At 66.1% G+C, this 15,830-nt stretch carries 15 protein-coding genes and 2 tRNA genes; 7 read left to right on the forward strand and 10 right to left on the reverse strand.

Translation table 11 applies throughout. The features are described from left to right. From Mrose_RS04325 to Mrose_RS04335, 3 genes are all read right to left on the reverse strand, one after another. A partial coding sequence (locus tag Mrose_RS04325; RefSeq protein ID WP_119276203.1) for an NAD(P)/FAD-dependent oxidoreductase occupies nucleotides 1-160 on the reverse strand: 160 nt, incomplete at its 3' end. A gap of 269 nt (nucleotides 161-429) precedes the next feature. After that, a tRNA-Glu gene (locus tag Mrose_RS04330) sits at nucleotides 430-504 on the reverse strand. A 34-nt stretch (nucleotides 505-538) separates the two neighbouring features. After that, a tRNA-Gln gene (locus Mrose_RS04335) sits at nucleotides 539-612 on the reverse strand. A gap of 121 nt (nucleotides 613-733) precedes the next feature. On the opposite strand from Mrose_RS04335, the gene Mrose_RS04340 reads away from it, so the two are divergent. The 5 genes from Mrose_RS04340 (at nucleotide 734) to Mrose_RS04360 (ending at nucleotide 9,063) form a co-directional block, all read left to right on the forward strand. Further along, nucleotides 734-1,384, forward strand: a complete 651-nt coding sequence (locus tag Mrose_RS04340) for a hypothetical protein (protein WP_119276204.1) — start codon at nucleotides 734-736, stop codon at nucleotides 1,382-1,384. Between the two features lie 17 nt (nucleotides 1,385-1,401). After that, nucleotides 1,402-3,210, forward strand: coding sequence for a hypothetical protein (locus Mrose_RS04345; protein ID WP_119276252.1), 1,809 nt, complete (start codon nucleotides 1,402-1,404; stop codon nucleotides 3,208-3,210). A 71-nt stretch (nucleotides 3,211-3,281) separates the two neighbouring features. After that, complete coding sequence (locus Mrose_RS04350) at nucleotides 3,282-5,951, forward strand: coiled-coil domain-containing protein (RefSeq protein ID WP_245969553.1); 2,670 nt, start codon at nucleotides 3,282-3,284, stop codon at nucleotides 5,949-5,951. Nucleotides 5,952-6,070: 119 nt separating this feature from the next. Next, nucleotides 6,071-8,293, forward strand: a complete 2,223-nt coding sequence (locus tag Mrose_RS04355) for a RelA/SpoT family protein (protein ID WP_119276206.1) — start codon at nucleotides 6,071-6,073, stop codon at nucleotides 8,291-8,293. A gap of 125 nt (nucleotides 8,294-8,418) precedes the next feature. Then, on the forward strand, nucleotides 8,419-9,063 hold the full coding sequence (locus Mrose_RS04360) for a DUF92 domain-containing protein (protein ID WP_119276207.1): 645 nt from the start codon (nucleotides 8,419-8,421) through the stop codon (nucleotides 9,061-9,063). 15 nt (nucleotides 9,064-9,078) lie between these two features. On the opposite strand, the gene Mrose_RS04365 is transcribed toward Mrose_RS04360, so the two are convergent. The 6 genes from Mrose_RS04365 to Mrose_RS04390 form a co-directional block, all read right to left on the reverse strand. Continuing rightward, nucleotides 9,079-9,834 (reverse strand): exodeoxyribonuclease III, encoded by a 756-nt coding sequence (locus Mrose_RS04365; protein WP_119276208.1) that lies wholly within the window; start codon nucleotides 9,832-9,834, stop codon nucleotides 9,079-9,081. An 82-nt stretch (nucleotides 9,835-9,916) separates the two neighbouring features. Further along, the gene (locus tag Mrose_RS04370; protein WP_119276209.1) at nucleotides 9,917-10,381 is read right to left on the reverse strand and encodes a YeeE/YedE family protein; all 465 of its coding nucleotides are present in this window, start codon (nucleotides 10,379-10,381) and stop codon (nucleotides 9,917-9,919) included. Between the two features lie 3 nt (nucleotides 10,382-10,384). Then, nucleotides 10,385-10,948, reverse strand: coding sequence for a YeeE/YedE family protein (locus tag Mrose_RS04375; protein WP_245969555.1), 564 nt, complete (start codon nucleotides 10,946-10,948; stop codon nucleotides 10,385-10,387). Between the two features lie 138 nt (nucleotides 10,949-11,086). Beyond that, nucleotides 11,087-11,503, reverse strand: coding sequence for a nucleoside-diphosphate kinase (gene ndk / locus Mrose_RS04380; RefSeq protein ID WP_119276211.1), 417 nt, complete (start codon nucleotides 11,501-11,503; stop codon nucleotides 11,087-11,089). A gap of 88 nt (nucleotides 11,504-11,591) precedes the next feature. Continuing rightward, nucleotides 11,592-12,254: a S4 domain-containing protein gene (locus tag Mrose_RS04385; RefSeq protein WP_119276212.1), complete on the reverse strand. Its 663-nt coding sequence runs from the start codon at nucleotides 12,252-12,254 to the stop codon at nucleotides 11,592-11,594. An 18-nt stretch (nucleotides 12,255-12,272) separates the two neighbouring features. Beyond that, nucleotides 12,273-13,976 (reverse strand): ABC transporter ATP-binding protein, encoded by a 1,704-nt coding sequence (locus tag Mrose_RS04390; RefSeq protein ID WP_119276213.1) that lies wholly within the window; start codon nucleotides 13,974-13,976, stop codon nucleotides 12,273-12,275. Between the two features lie 132 nt (nucleotides 13,977-14,108). Between Mrose_RS04390 and Mrose_RS04395 the strand changes: the two genes are divergently transcribed. Next, nucleotides 14,109-14,543: a hypothetical protein gene (locus Mrose_RS04395; protein WP_119276214.1), complete on the forward strand. Its 435-nt coding sequence runs from the start codon at nucleotides 14,109-14,111 to the stop codon at nucleotides 14,541-14,543. Nucleotides 14,544-14,618: 75 nt separating this feature from the next. Here the strand turns inward: Mrose_RS04395 and Mrose_RS04400 are convergent, their stop codons facing one another. Further along, nucleotides 14,619-15,206, reverse strand: coding sequence for a GNAT family N-acetyltransferase (locus tag Mrose_RS04400; protein ID WP_119276215.1), 588 nt, complete (start codon nucleotides 15,204-15,206; stop codon nucleotides 14,619-14,621). 103 nt (nucleotides 15,207-15,309) lie between these two features. Between Mrose_RS04400 and Mrose_RS04405 the strand changes: the two genes are divergently transcribed. Further along, the gene (locus tag Mrose_RS04405) at nucleotides 15,310-15,807 is read left to right on the forward strand and encodes a MogA/MoaB family molybdenum cofactor biosynthesis protein (protein WP_119276216.1); all 498 of its coding nucleotides are present in this window, start codon (nucleotides 15,310-15,312) and stop codon (nucleotides 15,805-15,807) included. Nucleotides 15,808-15,830 lie beyond the last annotated feature (23 nt).

Genomic DNA, 15,830 nt, shown 5'->3' on the forward strand with positions numbered 1-15,830 from the left:
AGCCGGGGTAGTTCTCCACCTCCTCGGTCTGGGCGATCTGCCCCCCGGGCAACCCCTTCTCCAAAATCACGCTCCTCAGGCCGCCCCGCCCGGTGTAGATGCCCGCCGTGAGCCCCGCCGGACCCCCCCCGATGATCACCACGTCGTAAAGATCACTCATGGCAACGCTCCAATCACCCGTATCAAGTTACACCCTGCCATCGGCTCGAGTCGGTAGGCAGAGTGACGGTAAGGGAGATGCTACCAACTCCAGATAGATCGTAGGCGATGGCCCAGCTTGGGACTAGGACAGAAAGCCCTACACCTAGCCTTAGGCGTTGGGCTTTTGGCTATGGACCATCAGCTATCGACTGTTGGCGTTTTCAGCGTATGGCGTAGGACACGATCTTTAAAGAAAAGCTAAACCCCCGGAATTTCCGAGGGTGTTTCTGGTGACCCCAAGGGGATTCGAACCCCTGCCGCCGCCTTGAAAGGGCGGTGACCTAACCGCTAGTCGATGGGGCCGAGTGGCCGCTTTTCCCGTTGGGCGCGAGAATTTTGGCTGGGGCGCGTGGATTCGAACCACGATTGACGGAGCCAGAATCCGTAGTCCTGCCGTTAGACGACGCCCCAGCGAGGCCCTGGCCTGACGTTCTTAGAGAACGCACCCGCAAACGGGCATCAGAGATGGTACACAATCGTCACGCGCTTGGCAAGCCCTCCCGCCTATAATCACCTGGGAAGGTGTCCATAGGTGGATGTCGAAGCCAAAATTATCGAAGCGCTGATGGGGTATGTCTCGCGGGGAGCCGCCGAGAGTCTGCTGCGCCGGGTGCTGCATAGGGCCCGCAAAAACCCTCTGGTGATGGGACCGCAGGAGTGGATCGAGCTGATTGAAGGTCCGCTGCTGGCAGAGTTGCGGCAGGTGCTGCCCATCACCGGGCAAATCCCCCCGCTCAAGGGGCTGGTCAAGGGCCTGCGCCAGGTGCGCGCTTCGGCCTCCTCACCGGTGGTGCAGGCCGAAGCGCCCCTCGAGCCCACCCTCGAGCTGCCCCTCGACTGGCTCGACCTCAGCGAAGCAGAGGTGCGCCTGAGCCTTTTGCAGGAACTCGCCCGCGTCGAAGGGGTGCTGGGGGTGGCGATCCAAACCCCCTGGGGACAGGAAATTCGCCTGCCCGAGGACTCGGGGGAGCTGCCGCTGCTGGTGAACATGGCCCACCGGTTACTTTCCCTACGGCAGCCTTACACCATGTTTTACACTGTCCTGGGAAATGCCCAGCTCATGGTGCGTGGGATGGGCCAGAGTTGGGTGGCAGTCCTCGCTGATCACGATGCCAACCCCGGTCATCTGCTCTACCGGCTGCGCCAGCTACAGACGGCACCCCAAGAGGCCAGACCACGCTAGGAGGCTTGATCTCGATGATGAAACGATGGATTGCAGTGATCGTTCTCGGGGCCTGGGCCTGGGCCGCCCCGCTGACCACCGTCTACGACAGGGTTGCTTCACTGATGAACCAGGTCCAGAGCGTACAGAGCAGCAACCCCAAGCAGGCTAGCGACCTCCTGCGGCAGGCCGACGAGTACCTGAGCAAGGAGGGCAGCGAGCTTTCGATGAAGCTGCGCGAGGGCATATCCACCGCCCTGCGCGACGCCCAGACCGCCCTGGCCCGCAAGAGCAGGGCCGACCTCGAAGCCCGCTTGCAGATGGTGCGGAGCCTATTGGGCAAAGCCCTCTACGACAGCTATTTCGACGCTCTGGGGAACGCCCAGGCCGACGCCGCCAGGGCCCTGTTGCCCCGGCTGATCGCCGCCAGCGCCCTGCCCAAGACCCTCACCGCACAAATCGAGGGACTGGGCAACGACATCGACAAAGTGCGCCAGACCCTCGAGCGCACCTACGCGCAGGGGATCGTCAACGCCCTCTCGCGCGCCCGCAGCCAGACTAACGCCACCCAGGCTTTTCTCGAGGCCACCCGGGCCTACACCCTCTACCTGGTGGTGCAGGAATCCCCACGGGCTACCGGCCTGAGCGCCAGGGCCTTCGTCAACGCCCTGAGCAAGCTCTCCAACAACGACCTGGCGGGCTTCCGCAAGGATATCGAAGCGCTACGCCAGCAGGCCGAGGGCTTTTTAGGACGGGTGAACTCGAGTTCGCCAGGTGCGGTCCGGAGTTCCGCCCCAGCCCGCACCGTCACCGCCCCCCCCGCCAAAGGGGGGGCGGGTTCCCAGGTGACCCAGGCTCAAGCGACGCCCGCCGCCCAATCCGCTTCCAAGCCAGCTCAGGCCCCCCAGCAGGTGGTGGCCCAGGCCGCACCGGTGAAGAGCGATGGTCATGAAGAACGCTACGAGGGCAAACTGGACGCCTCCACCCAAGCCCGTGTGGAGGTGGTGCTGGCCCGGCTGGGCTTCGCCGACCTGGGTGAGTGGGTCAGGGGCATGAACCTCGAGCTGCGGGCGCGCCTGGGTGAGGCCACCGCCCACGTCAAGAGCGGGAACTTCGAGGGGGTGCGCGAATACCTCGAGCTCTCCCACAACGCCTACAAGGAGCGCTACTACCCGGTGGTGCGCCTCCTCGACCCAGCCCTCGCCGACCGCTTCGACCGCCTGCTGGGGCGCATGCAGGAGGCCGTCGGCCTGCGGGCTACCGACCTGGCCGTGGCCCTGGCCGAGGTGCAGGAAATCGAGGAGCGGCTGGAGGGGCGCAGCCTGGGTCTGGGCCATGCCCTCCAGGTCCAGCTCGAGCTGCTTCTGCTGGGTATTCCCCGGGCCTTCGTGTTCATCCTGGCGGCCCTCCTGGCGGTCTTCCCGCTCTACCTGGTGAACCTGACCTTCGGCGGGCGCAACACCTACTGGCGGCTGCTGGGACTGGCCTTCTTCTTCCTCTTCCTGCCGGCCATGATCGAGGGGCTGTCCTACGTGGCCTCCATCCTGGCCGACCCTCGTTTTGGCAAGCTGGGCTTTTTGGCCCCGCTGTCGACCTTTTCGATCCAGAGCAGCCTGATGGCCCAGCTTCTGTGGGGCCTGACGCTGTTTCTAGTCATCGGCCTCTCGGCAGCCGGCCTGCGGGGAATCGCCGTGCAGTTCGGCCTCATCCAAGACCGCCGCGCCCGCGCCAACACCACCACCGTCGCACAGACCAACCCCGGCCTCGCCGCGACCGCGCCTATGCGTGCTGCTGCCGACCCCAAGCTCACCAGCGAGACCATCGTAGAGTGGGACGAGGAGTTTTGAGGGTCTGGCCCTGGACGGCTGGACTCGAGGGAACGGCGGGCTGAGGTAACTTAGAGGTGGAGGCATCGCAAGTGTCTTTGTACCAGAACCTGTTTCAGTCGCTCGAGCCCTTCCTGGGCGCCAAGACCCAGTCCATCCTGGAAGAGGGCGTGCGGCGCTTGGGGGTAGACCCCGACCGCCTGGACGTCACCCAGGCCGAGAGCATCCTCAAGCGCCTGGTGTACCGCGAGTTGCAGTCCAACCGCACCCCCGCCGAGGCCCGCAGCCTGGTGGACGGCCTGCTCAAGGAGTTGCGGGAGCAGTCGGGAGGAAAGGAGGGCGGCGGGCTGGCCGCGCTGGAAGCCGGTTTCAAACGCTTCAGCCTGTACCTCGACTGGCCCGAGGTGGCCCGGCTGCGCGGCATCCTGAGCGTGCTGCGCAAGGAGCCCGAGGGCTCGGAGGCCAGCCGCATGCTCAAGGAGGGCCAGGAGTTGTTGCGGCAACTCGAGGAGCGCCTGCAGAGCGCACTGCTGCGCCAGACCCGCGACATCGCCGATTTGCAGGCGGTGTTCGAGCGGGTCAAGATGATCGGCGGGCCCAAGATTCGCCGCCTCGAGTCGCTGATTCGCCAGATCCAGGAGGCCCACTCCAGCGAGACGTTGGCCCAGGCCGAGGTCGAGCGGGCCCGCACCCTGGCCGCCGAACTGCGCAAGCTGGTGGAGTCGAGCGCCATCAGCGCCCCGCGCAACGCCACCGAGCCCGCTCTGGTGGTCGAAGACGAGGAGGAGCCGGTGGTGGCCGTCGAGCCGGTGGTGGAGACCGATGCCCCCGAGGCTGTCGGGGAGGCGGGTGGGGCTTGGGATATCGTCATCGACCTCGACAGTCTCTCCCAGGAGCAGCAAAGCCGCATCCGCGAGATCGACTTAGCCGAGGAGCGCCGACGGCTCGAGACCCTCAAGGAGCGCTACGCGGCGGTGCTCTCCCGCGCCGCAGTGGCCGAGGAGCTGGCCCGGCTGGAAGCGGAGCTGGCCCAGGGCAATCTGCTGGGTGAGGCCCTGAGTGCCCTCGAGCAGCAGCTCAAGTCGGCCCAGACCGAGGCCATCTCCGAGGCCCGTGCCCGCTACGAATGGCTCACCGACCGCATGCGCCAGCTCTCCTCCCCCGCCCACCGCGACGACGTGGACACCGCCAGACTGGCCGCGTTGGCTGCGCGGCTGACGGTGGCCTGGGAGACGCTGCAAGGGGGCGCGGTGCCGCAGGATTTGCTCGAGCTCGCCGAGGACGTGCAGGCCCTCGAGGCCGAGACCCGCAGCCGCCGCGAGAATCGCGAGCGCCTGGCCCGGCTATCCCAAGTCCTCGAAGCCCTGCGCGCCGAGGCCGAGTCGGCGCTGGCTACCTACCGCAACCACCCGCAGGTCCAAGCCTACTTGGCGCGGCTGGCCCAGGCCAAACCCGACGAAGCCAGCCTGCAGGCCCTGCGCCAGGACTTCTCGGCGCTGATGGTGGCCCTCACCAAGGAGCAGAAGGAGCGCGACGAACGCCTCAAGCGCTCCAGCCTCAAGGCCGCGGCCCAGGCCCTGCCGGTGATGCCGGGCCTGGAGATCCACCACGCCCAGCTGCTCCAGCAGATCGAAACCCCCGGCAGCGACTTGGTGGCCCTGGAGAACTACCTGCAGCAGCTCACCCAGCGCACCCGCGACCTCGTGGCCCAGCGGCTGGAAGCCCTGGCCCAGAAGGCGCAGCAAATGGGGATCGAACTCGAGGGCCTGGCCGAAGCCCAGGCCGCCCTGGCCGAGGAGCGCATCCCCGATCCTGCCGCGCTCGAGCGGCTCTTAGAGGAGCGGGTGAACGAGCAGGCCAACCAGCGCCGCCGCCAACTCGCCGGCGAGCTCAGCCGCTACGAGGCCGCGGCCCAGGGCCTACGCGGCCTAGGCGAGGAAAAGCTGCTGGGCCTGATCACCGAGGCCCGCAACCGCCTAGCTCTGGGCGAGATCCCCGACACCGCCCCCATCAAGGCCGAGCTGACCCGGCTAGTGCAGCTACAGGACAACCTGCGCGCCGAGGTGGCGGTGAGCCTGGCCGATCTGCTCGAGCGCTTCAACGCCCACCGGGCGATGGGCGGGGAGACGGTGATCCGGCTCAAGCCGATGATCGAATTCCTCACCTCGGCAGTCGAACGCTTGGCCCGGGTGGGGCCTTCGGGCATCCTCGAGGTGCGTCAGGCCATCGCCGAAGCCATGCCTCTGGTCAAGCAACTCGAAGAAGAGCACAAGGCCGCCATGGCGCTGATGCAAGACCTCAAAGGCGGCGAACTCGATGCCCTGCTGGGGATCTTCGACGCCCAGCCGCAGGCCGTCCCCAGGCCTCCCGCCAGCACCCCGGCCTCCAACCCGGTCCCCCCTACCCCAGCCCCCGAGGTCGAACCCGCCGAGGAGGTCGTGGCCGAAGACCCAGGCGATGCCCTGGCGCCGTTCAGGCTCAGGGGTGTCGAAGCCGTGGCCTTGGTGAGTGAGGATGGCCTGCTGATGGGCAAGCTTCCCACGACCTTCCAGAGCGTGCGAACGGCCTTCAGCGACCTGAGCTCGCTGGCGGGAGAGCTGGCCGGAGCCACCACCCGCCTGGCGGTGGTCTCGCTGCCCCACAACGTCGTGATCATGGTCCCCCTGGGCGAGAAGGGCCTGTTCATCCTGGCCGAGAAGCCCCTGCTCTCGCGCCTGCTCACGCAGGTCGAGCGCCACCGGGCTGAGCTGGCGCGGCTGTAGCGCTCAACACCAAACGCCGAAAGGCCGCTCGTGGCCTCTGGTCATGAGCCTTCGACTACCGAGCATTGACTGGCTTCCACTGAACCATCTTTTCAGGGCCCAATGCTACACTGGGAGAAGTGTCGCAGGCGGTCGAAGTCAGTCCAGTCCAACTTTGGGGCCAGCTCGAGCCCAAAATCCGCTACCTGCCCGAGGCCTCACGAGCCAAAGTGCGGGAGGCGCTGGATTTCGCCTTTGAAGCACACAAAGAGCAGCGCCGCAGGAGCGGCGAGCCCTTCATCATCCATCCGGTGGCGGTGGCGGAAATCCTGGCCGAGCTCAAGCTCGATGCCGACACGCTGATGGCCGGGTTGCTGCACGACACGGTCGAGGACACCGAAGCCCGCCCCGAGCAGATCGAGGCCCGCTTCGGCGCGGTGGTGCGCAGGATTGTGGAGGGGGAGACCAAAGTCTCCAAGCTCTACAAGCTCGCCCACGCCGCCAGCGAAGACAAGCACGCCGAGGAAAAGCACGCCGAGGACCTGCGCCAGATGTTCATCGCCATGGCCGAGGACGTGCGCATCATCATCGTCAAGCTGGCCGACCGGCTGCACAACATGCGCACCCTCGAGTTCATGCCCCCCGACAAGCAGGCCCGCATCGCCCGCGAGACCCTGGAGATCTACGCGCCGCTGGCGCACCGATTGGGTATCGGGCAGCTCAAGTGGGAACTCGAGGACCTCTCCTTCCGCTACCTCAACCCCGAGGCCTATACCCAGCTCACCCAGCGGCTCAAGAGCCACCGCGACGAGCGCGAGAGCGCGGTGGAGAAGGCCAGGGAGAGCTTACAGGCGGTCTTGCAGCGCGATTCCATCCTGCGCAGCCTGGTCAAAAGCTGCGAGGTCACCGGGCGCACCAAGCACCTCTACAGCATCTGGAAAAAGATGGAGCGCGAGGGCAAGGAGCTGGCGCAGATCTACGACCTCCTGGCCCTGCGGGTGATCCTCGAGCCCCGCCCCACCGAAGACCCCGAAGAAAAAGCCATGCGCGAGAAACAGGTCTGCTACCACGTGCTGGGCCTGGTGCACGCGCTGTGGCAACCCATTCCAGGCCGGGTCAAGGACTACATCGCTGTGCCCAAGCCCAACGGCTACCAGTCGCTGCACACCACGGTGATCGCGGTCAACGGTCTGCCGCTGGAGGTGCAGATCCGCACTCGCGAGATGCACCGCGTAGCCGAGTTCGGCATCGCCGCCCACTGGCTTTACAAGGAGGGCCTCACCGATCCCGAGGAGGTCAGGCGCCGGGTGAGCTGGCTGCACTCGATCCAGGAGTGGCAGCAGGAGTTCTCCAGCTCGCGCGAGTTCGTGGAGGTGGTGACGCGCGACCTGCTGGGCGGACGGGTCTTCGTGTTCACGCCCAAGGGCAAGGTCATCAACCTGCCCTCAGGCTCAGGGCCGGTGGACTTCGCCTACCACATCCACACCGAGGTGGGCCACCACATGGTGGGGGCCAAGGTCAACGGGCGGATCGTGCCCCTGAGCCACGAGCTGCAAAACGGCGACATCGTCGAGATTCTCACCGCCAAGACCGCCCACCCCTCCAAGGACTGGATCGAATACGCCAAGACCCGCAGCGCCAAGAGCAAGCTCCGGGCTTACTTCCGCGCCTCGGAGCGGCAGGAGTTGCTGGAGAAGGGGGCGAGGATGCTGGAGAAGTACTTCAAGCGTCGGGGCATCCCCAGGCCGCTGGAGAGCCAGCTCGAGGAGGCCGCCCGCAAGATCGTGCGCTCCTCCTCCCCCGACGACCTCTACCTGGCCCTGGCCACGAACCGCGTCACCGTGCCGCAGGTGGCCCGCATCCTGCTGCCCAAGCCCCAGATGGTGGAAATCGCCAAACCCAAGCCAACGCCCAACCAGCTCGGGATCCGGCTGGAAAACGGCCTGGTAGCGCCCTTGAAGCTGGCGAGCTGCTGCATGCCCAACAAGGGCGACCCCATCCTGGGCTACGTGACCAGGGGCCGGGGCGTGAGCATCCACAAAGCCGACTGCCCCAACCTGCGCCGCCTGATGGAAGGCGAAGCGGGCCGCATCGTTCCGGCGTACTGGGAGGGATTGGGCCGGGTGATGCAGCTCGAGGTGCTCGCTGACGACCGCGCCGGGCTGCTGCGCGACATCATGGACGCCATCGCCTCGATGGGCAAGAGCGCCATGGGGGTCAACTCTCACCCCGTGAGCCCTTTGAGCAAGGTCTTCAGCATCAAAACCCGCATCGAGGTCAACGTCGGCGAGCAAGCCACCCTCGACGAGCGCCTGCGCCAAGTGAGCAACGTGCGCGAGGTGAACTGGTCTCCGGTGCGTTAGCAGCGGGCAGCGCTCAGCTCGTGGTCCGCAGTTCGTCGAGGGCCGAGGCGTCTTGCATCTTGGTCTTTCGTTCTGCGTTTTGTGTCTTGCGTTTGGCGCAAGACACATTGCTGTACCCTGGTGCAATGTCTGTCGCCCTCTCCCTCCTGATCGCCTTCGTCATCGGGTATCTCGCGGAATTGACCGGGTGGCTCAGGCCCAAAGCAGCCTGGGCGGCGGCTGTGGTAGGAGGGATCCCACTGGCTTTGGGGGGCCTCGAGGCGGCGTTGGTGGTCATCTTCTTCGTGGCCGTAGGAACGGCGGCCTCGAGGCTCAACCCTCGCAGCCGCGACCGCGCGGGTCGCACGGCTTTTCAAGTGCTGGCCAACGGCCTGCCCGCAGCCATTGGCCTGGCCCTGGGTTCTCCCGCTTTTTTTCTGGGGGCCTACGCTGCGGCACTGGCCGACACGCTGGCGACCGAGGTCGGCAGCCGCTCGCGCTGGGCCTGGCATCCCCTGAGAGGCCGAGTGGAGAGCGGCACCAACGCGGCGGTGAGCGGGCCGGGGAGCCTGGCACTGGTGCTGGGGGCGTTCTGGATGGCCCCCTGGGCCTTCGCGCTAGGCCTCCCAGCGGGGCCGGTGGTGCTGGGCGGCATCGCCGGGGCGGTATGGGACACGGTGCTGGGCCTTTTGGAGGACCGCTACCCCTGGTGGAGCAACGACCTCACCAACCTGCTGGCAACCAGCCTGGGCGGGTGCGTGGCCTGGACGGTCTCGAGGCTCACGAGCTAATACGCCCGTATCGCATCAAAGCGCATAGTCGATGACCACCGGAGCGTGGTCGGAGAGCAGGGGCTCGGGGTGGATGCGCGGGCTGTGGGCAACCCCGGCGAGGCCCGGCGTGCTGAAGTGGTAGTCCAGCCGCCAGCCCACGTTCTTGGCCCTGGCCTGCCCGCGTTGCGACCACCAGGAGTAATGCACGGCCTCAGGGCCCACCAGCTCACGAAAAACGTCTATGTAGCCCGCGTTCAGCAGGTCGTCGATCCAGGCCCGCTCCTCGGGCAGAAAGCCGGAGTTCTGCTGGTTGGCCTTCCAGTTCTTGAGGTCGATGGGCTTGTGGGCGATGTTGAAGTCGCCGCAGAGGATGTTCTCGCCCTCGAGCCCCTCCAAAAAGGGCAGGAACTCCCCCAGGAAGCGCATCTTCTCGGCCTGGCGCACCGGCCCCGACGAGCCCGAGGGCACGTAGACCGAGGCCACGCTGTAGCCATCGAAGACGGCTCGCAGGAAGCGCCCCTCGCGGTCGAAGTCGGAGCCCATGCCCACCTGGAGGTCTTTGGGCTTCTCCCGGCACAGCAGGCCCACCCCGCTGTAGCCCGCTTTCTCGGCGGGATGCCAGTAGGCATGGTAGCCCTCGAGTTTCCCCAACTCCCGCGGCAACTGCTCCGGCAGGCAGCGCACCTCCTGCAAGCAGATCACGTCGGGTTTCTGGTCTTTGAGCCAGTCTGCCAGCCCCTTGGCCGCTGCTGCTCGAATTCCGTTGACGTTGAGGGTGACGACTCGCATGGAGGACAGATTACTAGCTCTTGCGAAAGTGCTCGCAAGCCACCTTGAACTGCCCTACTCGAGGCGGCTATGGCCTATATGTCTAGTGAGGCAGCCGCCTCTGCAACAAGCCGTAGGTGAAAGTCCCCAGCAGCGCCCCCAGCAGCACCACCGCCACGCTTAGGAAGCCGCTGCCGATGAGGGCGTAGATGGGACCGGGGCAGGCTCCCACCAGCCCCCAGCCCAGGCCAAAGATGGTTCCACCGTAGATGTAACGCCGCCAGCCCGGCTCGCGCTCCTCGACCCCCAGGGCCCTCCCCTGTTTGTCCTTCAGGCCCAGTCGGCGGATGATCCACAAGGAAATCATCCCGGTGAGCACCGCGCTGCCGATTACTCCGTACATGTGGAACGAGCCAAAGCGGAACATCTCCTGGATGCGATACCAGGAGGAAATCTCCGAGCGGATGGCAATGATCCCGAAGGCCACCCCGGCCAGGAGGTAGGGAGCGTAGGCCAGAACCTGGCTAAAGCGCCTCGAGGGGTAAGTGGGTTTGAGCGTCTGCTGCATGGGTTACCTCAGAATCAAAGGCAGGAGCCAGTGGGCCGAGACCAACCCACCGATAAAAAACCCGATCACCGCGATCAGCGAGGGCAGTTGCAACGCCGAGAGCCCAGTGATGGCGTGACCCGAGGTACAGCCATTGGCCCACCTCGAACCAAAGCCGATCAGGAAACCCCCGCCCAGCAGGAGCAGGAGGGTCTTGGGGTTCAGCAAGGAAGCCAGACTGAAAAGCTCGGGCGGCATGTAGGTCTTTGGGGCCTCGAGGCCCATCCTCTGCAGGTCGGCGGCCACCTGGGGGTTGATCTGGGGAGGATGGCTGTTGGGCCACACCACCCCTGCCAGGAAGCCCCCGATCACGATGCCCAGCACGAAAGCCAAGCTCCAGGCTTCAGCACGCCAGTTGTAGTTGAAAAAAGGCACCCGGCCCCGCACGGCGATGGCACACAGGTGCCGCAGGCTGGAGGAGATTCCGAAGCGCCGGTTACCAAGGAGCAGCAGCAGGGGAACCGTAAGGCCGATCAGAGGGCCCGCCACGTACCAGGGCCAGGGTTGCTCGAGCCAGCTCATAGCCATATATTGACCTAAAAGTAGACAAAGATTGTAAACTAGTATGAATTCCCCGTAGGGGTGCAGGGTTATAGGGACGACCGGCTGGTCGTCCCTATAAACGCGGTAGCTATTGGCCGTTGACTATGGGTAAAAAGAAGCCTATCAGCCTATGATCTCTTCGGGCTTGAAGAAGATGCCGATTTCGCGGGCGGCGCTTTCGGGGCCGTCGGAACCGTGGATGATGTTCTCGTCAACGGTAGTGGCGAAGTCGGCGCGGATGGTGCCGGGGGCAGCCTCCCAAGGACGGGTCGCGCCCATCAGGCGGCGCATCTCACTGATGGCCTGGGGGCCTTCGACCACCATGGCCACCACGGGCCCACTGGTGATGAAGTTGACCAGGCCCTCGAAGAAGGGTTTGCCCTTGTGTTCGCCGTAGTGGGTCTCGGCGATCTCGCGCGAGATCACCATTTTCTTCATGGCGACGATCTTGAAGCCCTTGCGCTCGATGCGGCTGATGATCTCGCCGGTGAGCCCCCGGCGCACGCCATCGGGTTTGACCATGATATAGGTGCGTTCCATACCGCCCAAGAGTCTACCGGCCCAGGCGGGTCGTGGGAAGGGGCGGCAGCGGGGGGTGCCGGTGGCGGGTTTCGGGAAGAAGGGCTGGCTAGCGCTGGACCTCGACCTCGAGCTTGACGTTCCCCCGCTTGGTCTGGCCCAGCATCTTCTTCACCCGCAGCACCCCTAAGCCTTCAGCCACCAGGGTGTCGCCCTCCTTCACCTCGTCTTTGGCGCTCACCGTCCTGCCCGCGATCCTGACCTTCCCGGCCCTGACCCCCTGGGCGAAGTAGTTGCGCGAGACGCCGAAGCCCTTCGAGCCCACCGCGTCCACGCGCAGGCTGGGCACCACCACGCTGCGGGTGCGCTCGCGAGACTTGGGCACTTCCTCGGGGGCCGCCTCCCGTACGGCGAACCCCGCCTCTTGCAGGGCTTTGAGCCCCCTGGGCAGTGTAACCAGCAGGAAAGCCTCCTGGGCCTCCTCGAGGTTGCCCAGCAAGCCGGGCTCGAGCACGCCGCGCAGTCGGTCCTCCAGGGCCTCGACGTCGCCCTCGAAGCGCAGCACGGCGACCTTAGTGGGGTCGGAGACTCTGGGCACCTCGGGGGGGAACAGCACCGCCACCTGGCGCTCGGCCATGGGCAGGCCACCGAAAAACTCCAGTTGCAGACCCTCGGCCTTAGCCAAGCGGCGCAGTTCGTCCTGCTGGTCGGGCTCGAGGAAGGGGGTCTGCACGACCCGCCCGCCGCGGGCCTTGCTCACGTAGCTCTGCATAGGCTCGATGATAGCAAGTTATACCTGTCCCCCGCCCTGCTGCCAGAGCTGGGCGTAGAGCCCCCGACGCGAAAGCAGTTCGGCGTGACGGCCCTGCTCGACCACCCGCCCCCCTTGCAGCACCACGATCTTATCGGCAGCCTGCACCGTGGAGAGCCGGTGGGCCACCACCAGCAGCGTGCGCCCCGGACGAACGGCCTCGAGCGCCTCCAGCACCCGCGCCTCGCCCCTGGGGTCGAGGGCGCTGGTGGGCTCGTCGAGCAACAGGATGCGAGCGCCGCGCAGCAGGGCCGCGGCCAGGGCCAGCCGCTGGCGCTGGCCCACCGAAAGGCCGCCCCCCTCCTCGCTCAGTTCGCTGGCCAAGCCTCGGGGCAATTCGTCCAGCAGGTGCACCTGGCGCACAACCGCCTCCATGGCCTGGGGAGATGCTCCCGGAGCCAGGGCCTCGAGGTTCTCCCGCACGGTACCGCCGAACAGCAGCGGTTCCTGGGGAACCCAGGCCACCTGGGCCCGCAGGAACTCGGGGGCGTAGGCCTGCAACGGCCTGCCGTCCAACAGCACCTGGCCCGAGTCCGGGCGGTATAGGCCCAGCAGCAGCCGCAGCACCGTGCTTTTCCCCGCCCCGGATGGCCCTACGAGCGCGGTCAGGGTGCCGGGCTCGAGGCTGAGATCCAGGCCGCTGAGTACGGCTTCATTGCCGTAGGCAAAGCACACCTGCCGCAGCTCGAGCCGCCCCTCGAGGCCCTCCGGTCGCAAGGAGCCCGCAGGAATGGCCCCCCTCAGCCGCAGCAACTCCATCACCCGGCCCGCCGCCCCCTCGGCCTGTGACAGCAGCATCCAGCCGCGTGAGAGGGTCTGGAGCGGGGTGATGGCCAGGGCCAGCAAGGCCAGATAGGCCGTGAGGTCGCCCAGGCTGAGCTGCCCTCCCCTGACCTGCCCCACCCCCAGGAAGAGCAGCAGCACCAGGATCGCGCCTGTCGCGAGCTGTGAGAGCGGCAGGTAGAGCGAGCCGGTGAGCACCCGCCGTAACCCCAGACCGAAATGGCGCTGGCTGTGCCGGGCGAAGCGGGAACGGGCGAAGTCTTCCAGCCCCAGCGCCCGAATGAGCTCGAGCCGCCCAAAGCCCTCGGCCATGCCCCCGGCCAGTCGCTCGGCGGCCTGCTGGGTGCGCTCGCTCTGAAGGGTGACCCGGCGACCCACCCAGCCCAACAGCAGCCCCAAAACGGGCAGGCACAGCAGCAGGTAGAGCGTCAGCTCACCGTAGCGCCAGAGCATCTGCCCCAGCAGGGCCAGCAGGGTGAGGCCCTGAATCAAAACCGTGCCCAGGCCGAAGAAGATGAAGCTCTCGAGTTCGCGCAGGTCGGCCAGGATGCGCCCGGAGAGGGCGGCGGGCGAGGCTCTGAGCTGGGCCAGGTCAACCCGGAGGAGGTGCTCGAGCAGCCGCTCGCGCAAGTCCTTGGGCAGTCGCACCGAGAGATAGCCCACGCAGGCTTCCTGCAAATACCCCCCCACCGCCAGCACCCCGAACAGCCCCAGGCCCAATCCCAGCAGGCGGGGCAGTTCGCCAAAGCGCCCCTGGGCCAGCACCTCGTCGAAGAGGGGTTTGACCAGCCAGACCGGGAGCAGGGCCTGGGCCAGCGCCGGGAGCAGGGCAAAGGCCGTCGTGAGCAGGAGGTAGGGCCAGTACGGGCGCAACAGCCGGAACAGGAAGGGAACTCTCATGCGACTCTAGTAAAATCTACATCGCACTGCTGATGCAGGCTGAACCCTTTGAGGCTCAGCCTGTCCCGCCAAGGCTCGAGTCCACCCCACCACCTCTCTTTGACCTGGGCTGTTTTTTGGAGGATAGCCGTAATGAAGCGCGTATTGACCTCACACGGGCAGATCCTCATATTGGGTCAACCCCACAGCCGCTCCACCGACGTGATCGATCCCATCTCGACCTACAACCTGGGACCGGGCCACGTGATCATCACCCGCATCGGCTTCGCCCCGGACAAGATGAGCCAGCGAAGAAGGCAACTGCAAGACGTGTTCAAGCCGGTGGCACCGGGAGAGGAGGTGGTGGTGCTGGACCGGGAGATCTACCAGCAGTGGATCAGCGAGTTGCGGCCAGCCGAGCGCGCCGACTTCGAGACCACGCTGGTGATGGCCGAACCCAAGGGCAACAACAAGGTGGCCATCCTCGAGTTCGTCGTCGAGGCCCTCACCCCACAAGGCCCCACCAGCATCGAAACCACGGTGCTGATCAGCGTGGAAGATGCCTTCCTGAGGGTTTTCCCACGCTGAGGGTTCGGTAGTTCATTCCGAGACGGTGCTGACTAAGTGCTCTCCGCTTGATTTTCCCTCATCTGGGGTACTTAGCTATCGGCTCTCAAGCTCATAGCCCAGCCTCGCCTCGAGCCCGGCCTTGACCCTGGGCCAGTCGTCATCGGTAATGGAGTAGACCACCGAATCGCGGATGTGCCCGTCGGGGGTGATCGCCGCTTTGCGCAGTACGCCCTCGCGTACCGCGCCGAGCTTTTCCATGGCCCGCTGGGAGCGCTCATTGCGCACGTCCACCGTGAACTGCACGCGGATGGCGCCCAGATCCTCGATGGCGTGGCGCAACATGAGGTACTTGCTCTCGGGGTTGACGAAGGTGCCCTGGTAGGGCCTGACGATGAAGGTGCCGATCTCGAGCTTGCGATGGGCCTCGGTGATGCCCACGTAGGAGATGCGCCCGGCGAAGTCCTCCCCTACCCGGATGGCCCAATTCATGCGCCCCGGCTCATCGTTGAGGTACTCGATGTACTCCTCGTAGCCCGCCACATCCCCCGCCTGCGGAGCCCCACGCGACATGTAAGCGAACAGCTCGGGTTCGTGGTGCTTGGCCCACAGCGGCGCGTGGGCGGCGGTCAGGGGCTCGAGGCGGACGTAACGTCCTTGCAGCACGACGGGCTTGACCCACATACGCCCTCCAAGCTACCATCCAGCCCCCGGCATGAAGGAGAGCTAAACCCCCAGCCTGGCAAATCACCGCCCACCGACTGGAAATGCCCTAAACTGGGAGCAAATGATCCGAATCGGCATCCTGGCAGTGACCGAACGGGGCAACATGAACGGGCGCCTCGAGCAGGTGCGCCGTGTCATGGACGAATTGCTGGGCCAGCCCCCTTACTCGGTGGTGGCCTTCGAACTCGTCCCCGACGAGCCGGCCCAGATCAAGCGAATCCTGCGGCTGTGGACCGACCGCGACCGTCTCGAGGTGATCTTCACCACCGGCAGCATCCGCCTCACCCCCCGCGATCACACCCCCGAGGCCACCCGCGAACTGCTGGAGAAAGAAGCCCCCGGCCTCGCCGAACTGATCCGCCGCGAAAGCTTCCAACACAACCCGCTGGCGGCCCTCTCGCGGGGCGTCGCCGGTCTGCGCGGCCAGAGCCTCATCGTCAACCTGCCGGGCGGCCCGCAGGGAGTTCGGCAGGCGCTAAACGCGCTCTTGCCCCTGCTGCCCGCCGCCGTGGAGCAGGCCACCGGGCGGGAGATCGAGGTGCAGGAGGCTGAGTTCTAGAGCAAGCAACACAATCACCATAG

The sequence above is a fragment of the Calidithermus roseus genome, from assembly GCF_003574095.1.
Lineage (GTDB): Bacteria > Deinococcota > Deinococci > Deinococcales > Thermaceae > Calidithermus > Calidithermus roseus.

Bases quoted from the DNA above. Each gene is read 5' to 3' on its own strand.
- Mrose_RS04370 (WP_119276209.1), bottom strand. From the start codon at position 10,381: ATGCAGCAGACGCTCAAACCCACTTACCCCTCGAGGCGCTTTAGCCAG.
- ndk (WP_119276211.1), bottom strand. From the start codon at position 11,503: ATGGAACGCACCTATATCATGGTCAAACCCGATGGCGTGCGCCGGGGG.
- Mrose_RS04375 (WP_245969555.1), bottom strand. From the start codon at position 10,948: ATGGCTATGAGCTGGCTCGAGCAACCCTGGCCCTGGTACGTGGCGGGC.
- Mrose_RS04345 (WP_119276252.1), top strand. From the start codon at position 1,402: ATGAAACGATGGATTGCAGTGATCGTTCTCGGGGCCTGGGCCTGGGCC.
- Mrose_RS04360 (WP_119276207.1), top strand. From the start codon at position 8,419: ATGTCTGTCGCCCTCTCCCTCCTGATCGCCTTCGTCATCGGGTATCTC.
- Mrose_RS04385 (WP_119276212.1), bottom strand. From the start codon at position 12,254: ATGCAGAGCTACGTGAGCAAGGCCCGCGGCGGGCGGGTCGTGCAGACC.
- Mrose_RS04405 (WP_119276216.1), top strand. From the start codon at position 15,310: ATGATCCGAATCGGCATCCTGGCAGTGACCGAACGGGGCAACATGAAC.
- Mrose_RS04365 (WP_119276208.1), bottom strand. From the start codon at position 9,834: ATGCGAGTCGTCACCCTCAACGTCAACGGAATTCGAGCAGCAGCGGCC.
- Mrose_RS04400 (WP_119276215.1), bottom strand. From the start codon at position 15,206: ATGTGGGTCAAGCCCGTCGTGCTGCAAGGACGTTACGTCCGCCTCGAG.
- Mrose_RS04395 (WP_119276214.1), top strand. From the start codon at position 14,109: ATGAAGCGCGTATTGACCTCACACGGGCAGATCCTCATATTGGGTCAA.
- Mrose_RS04390 (WP_119276213.1), bottom strand. From the start codon at position 13,976: ATGAGAGTTCCCTTCCTGTTCCGGCTGTTGCGCCCGTACTGGCCCTAC.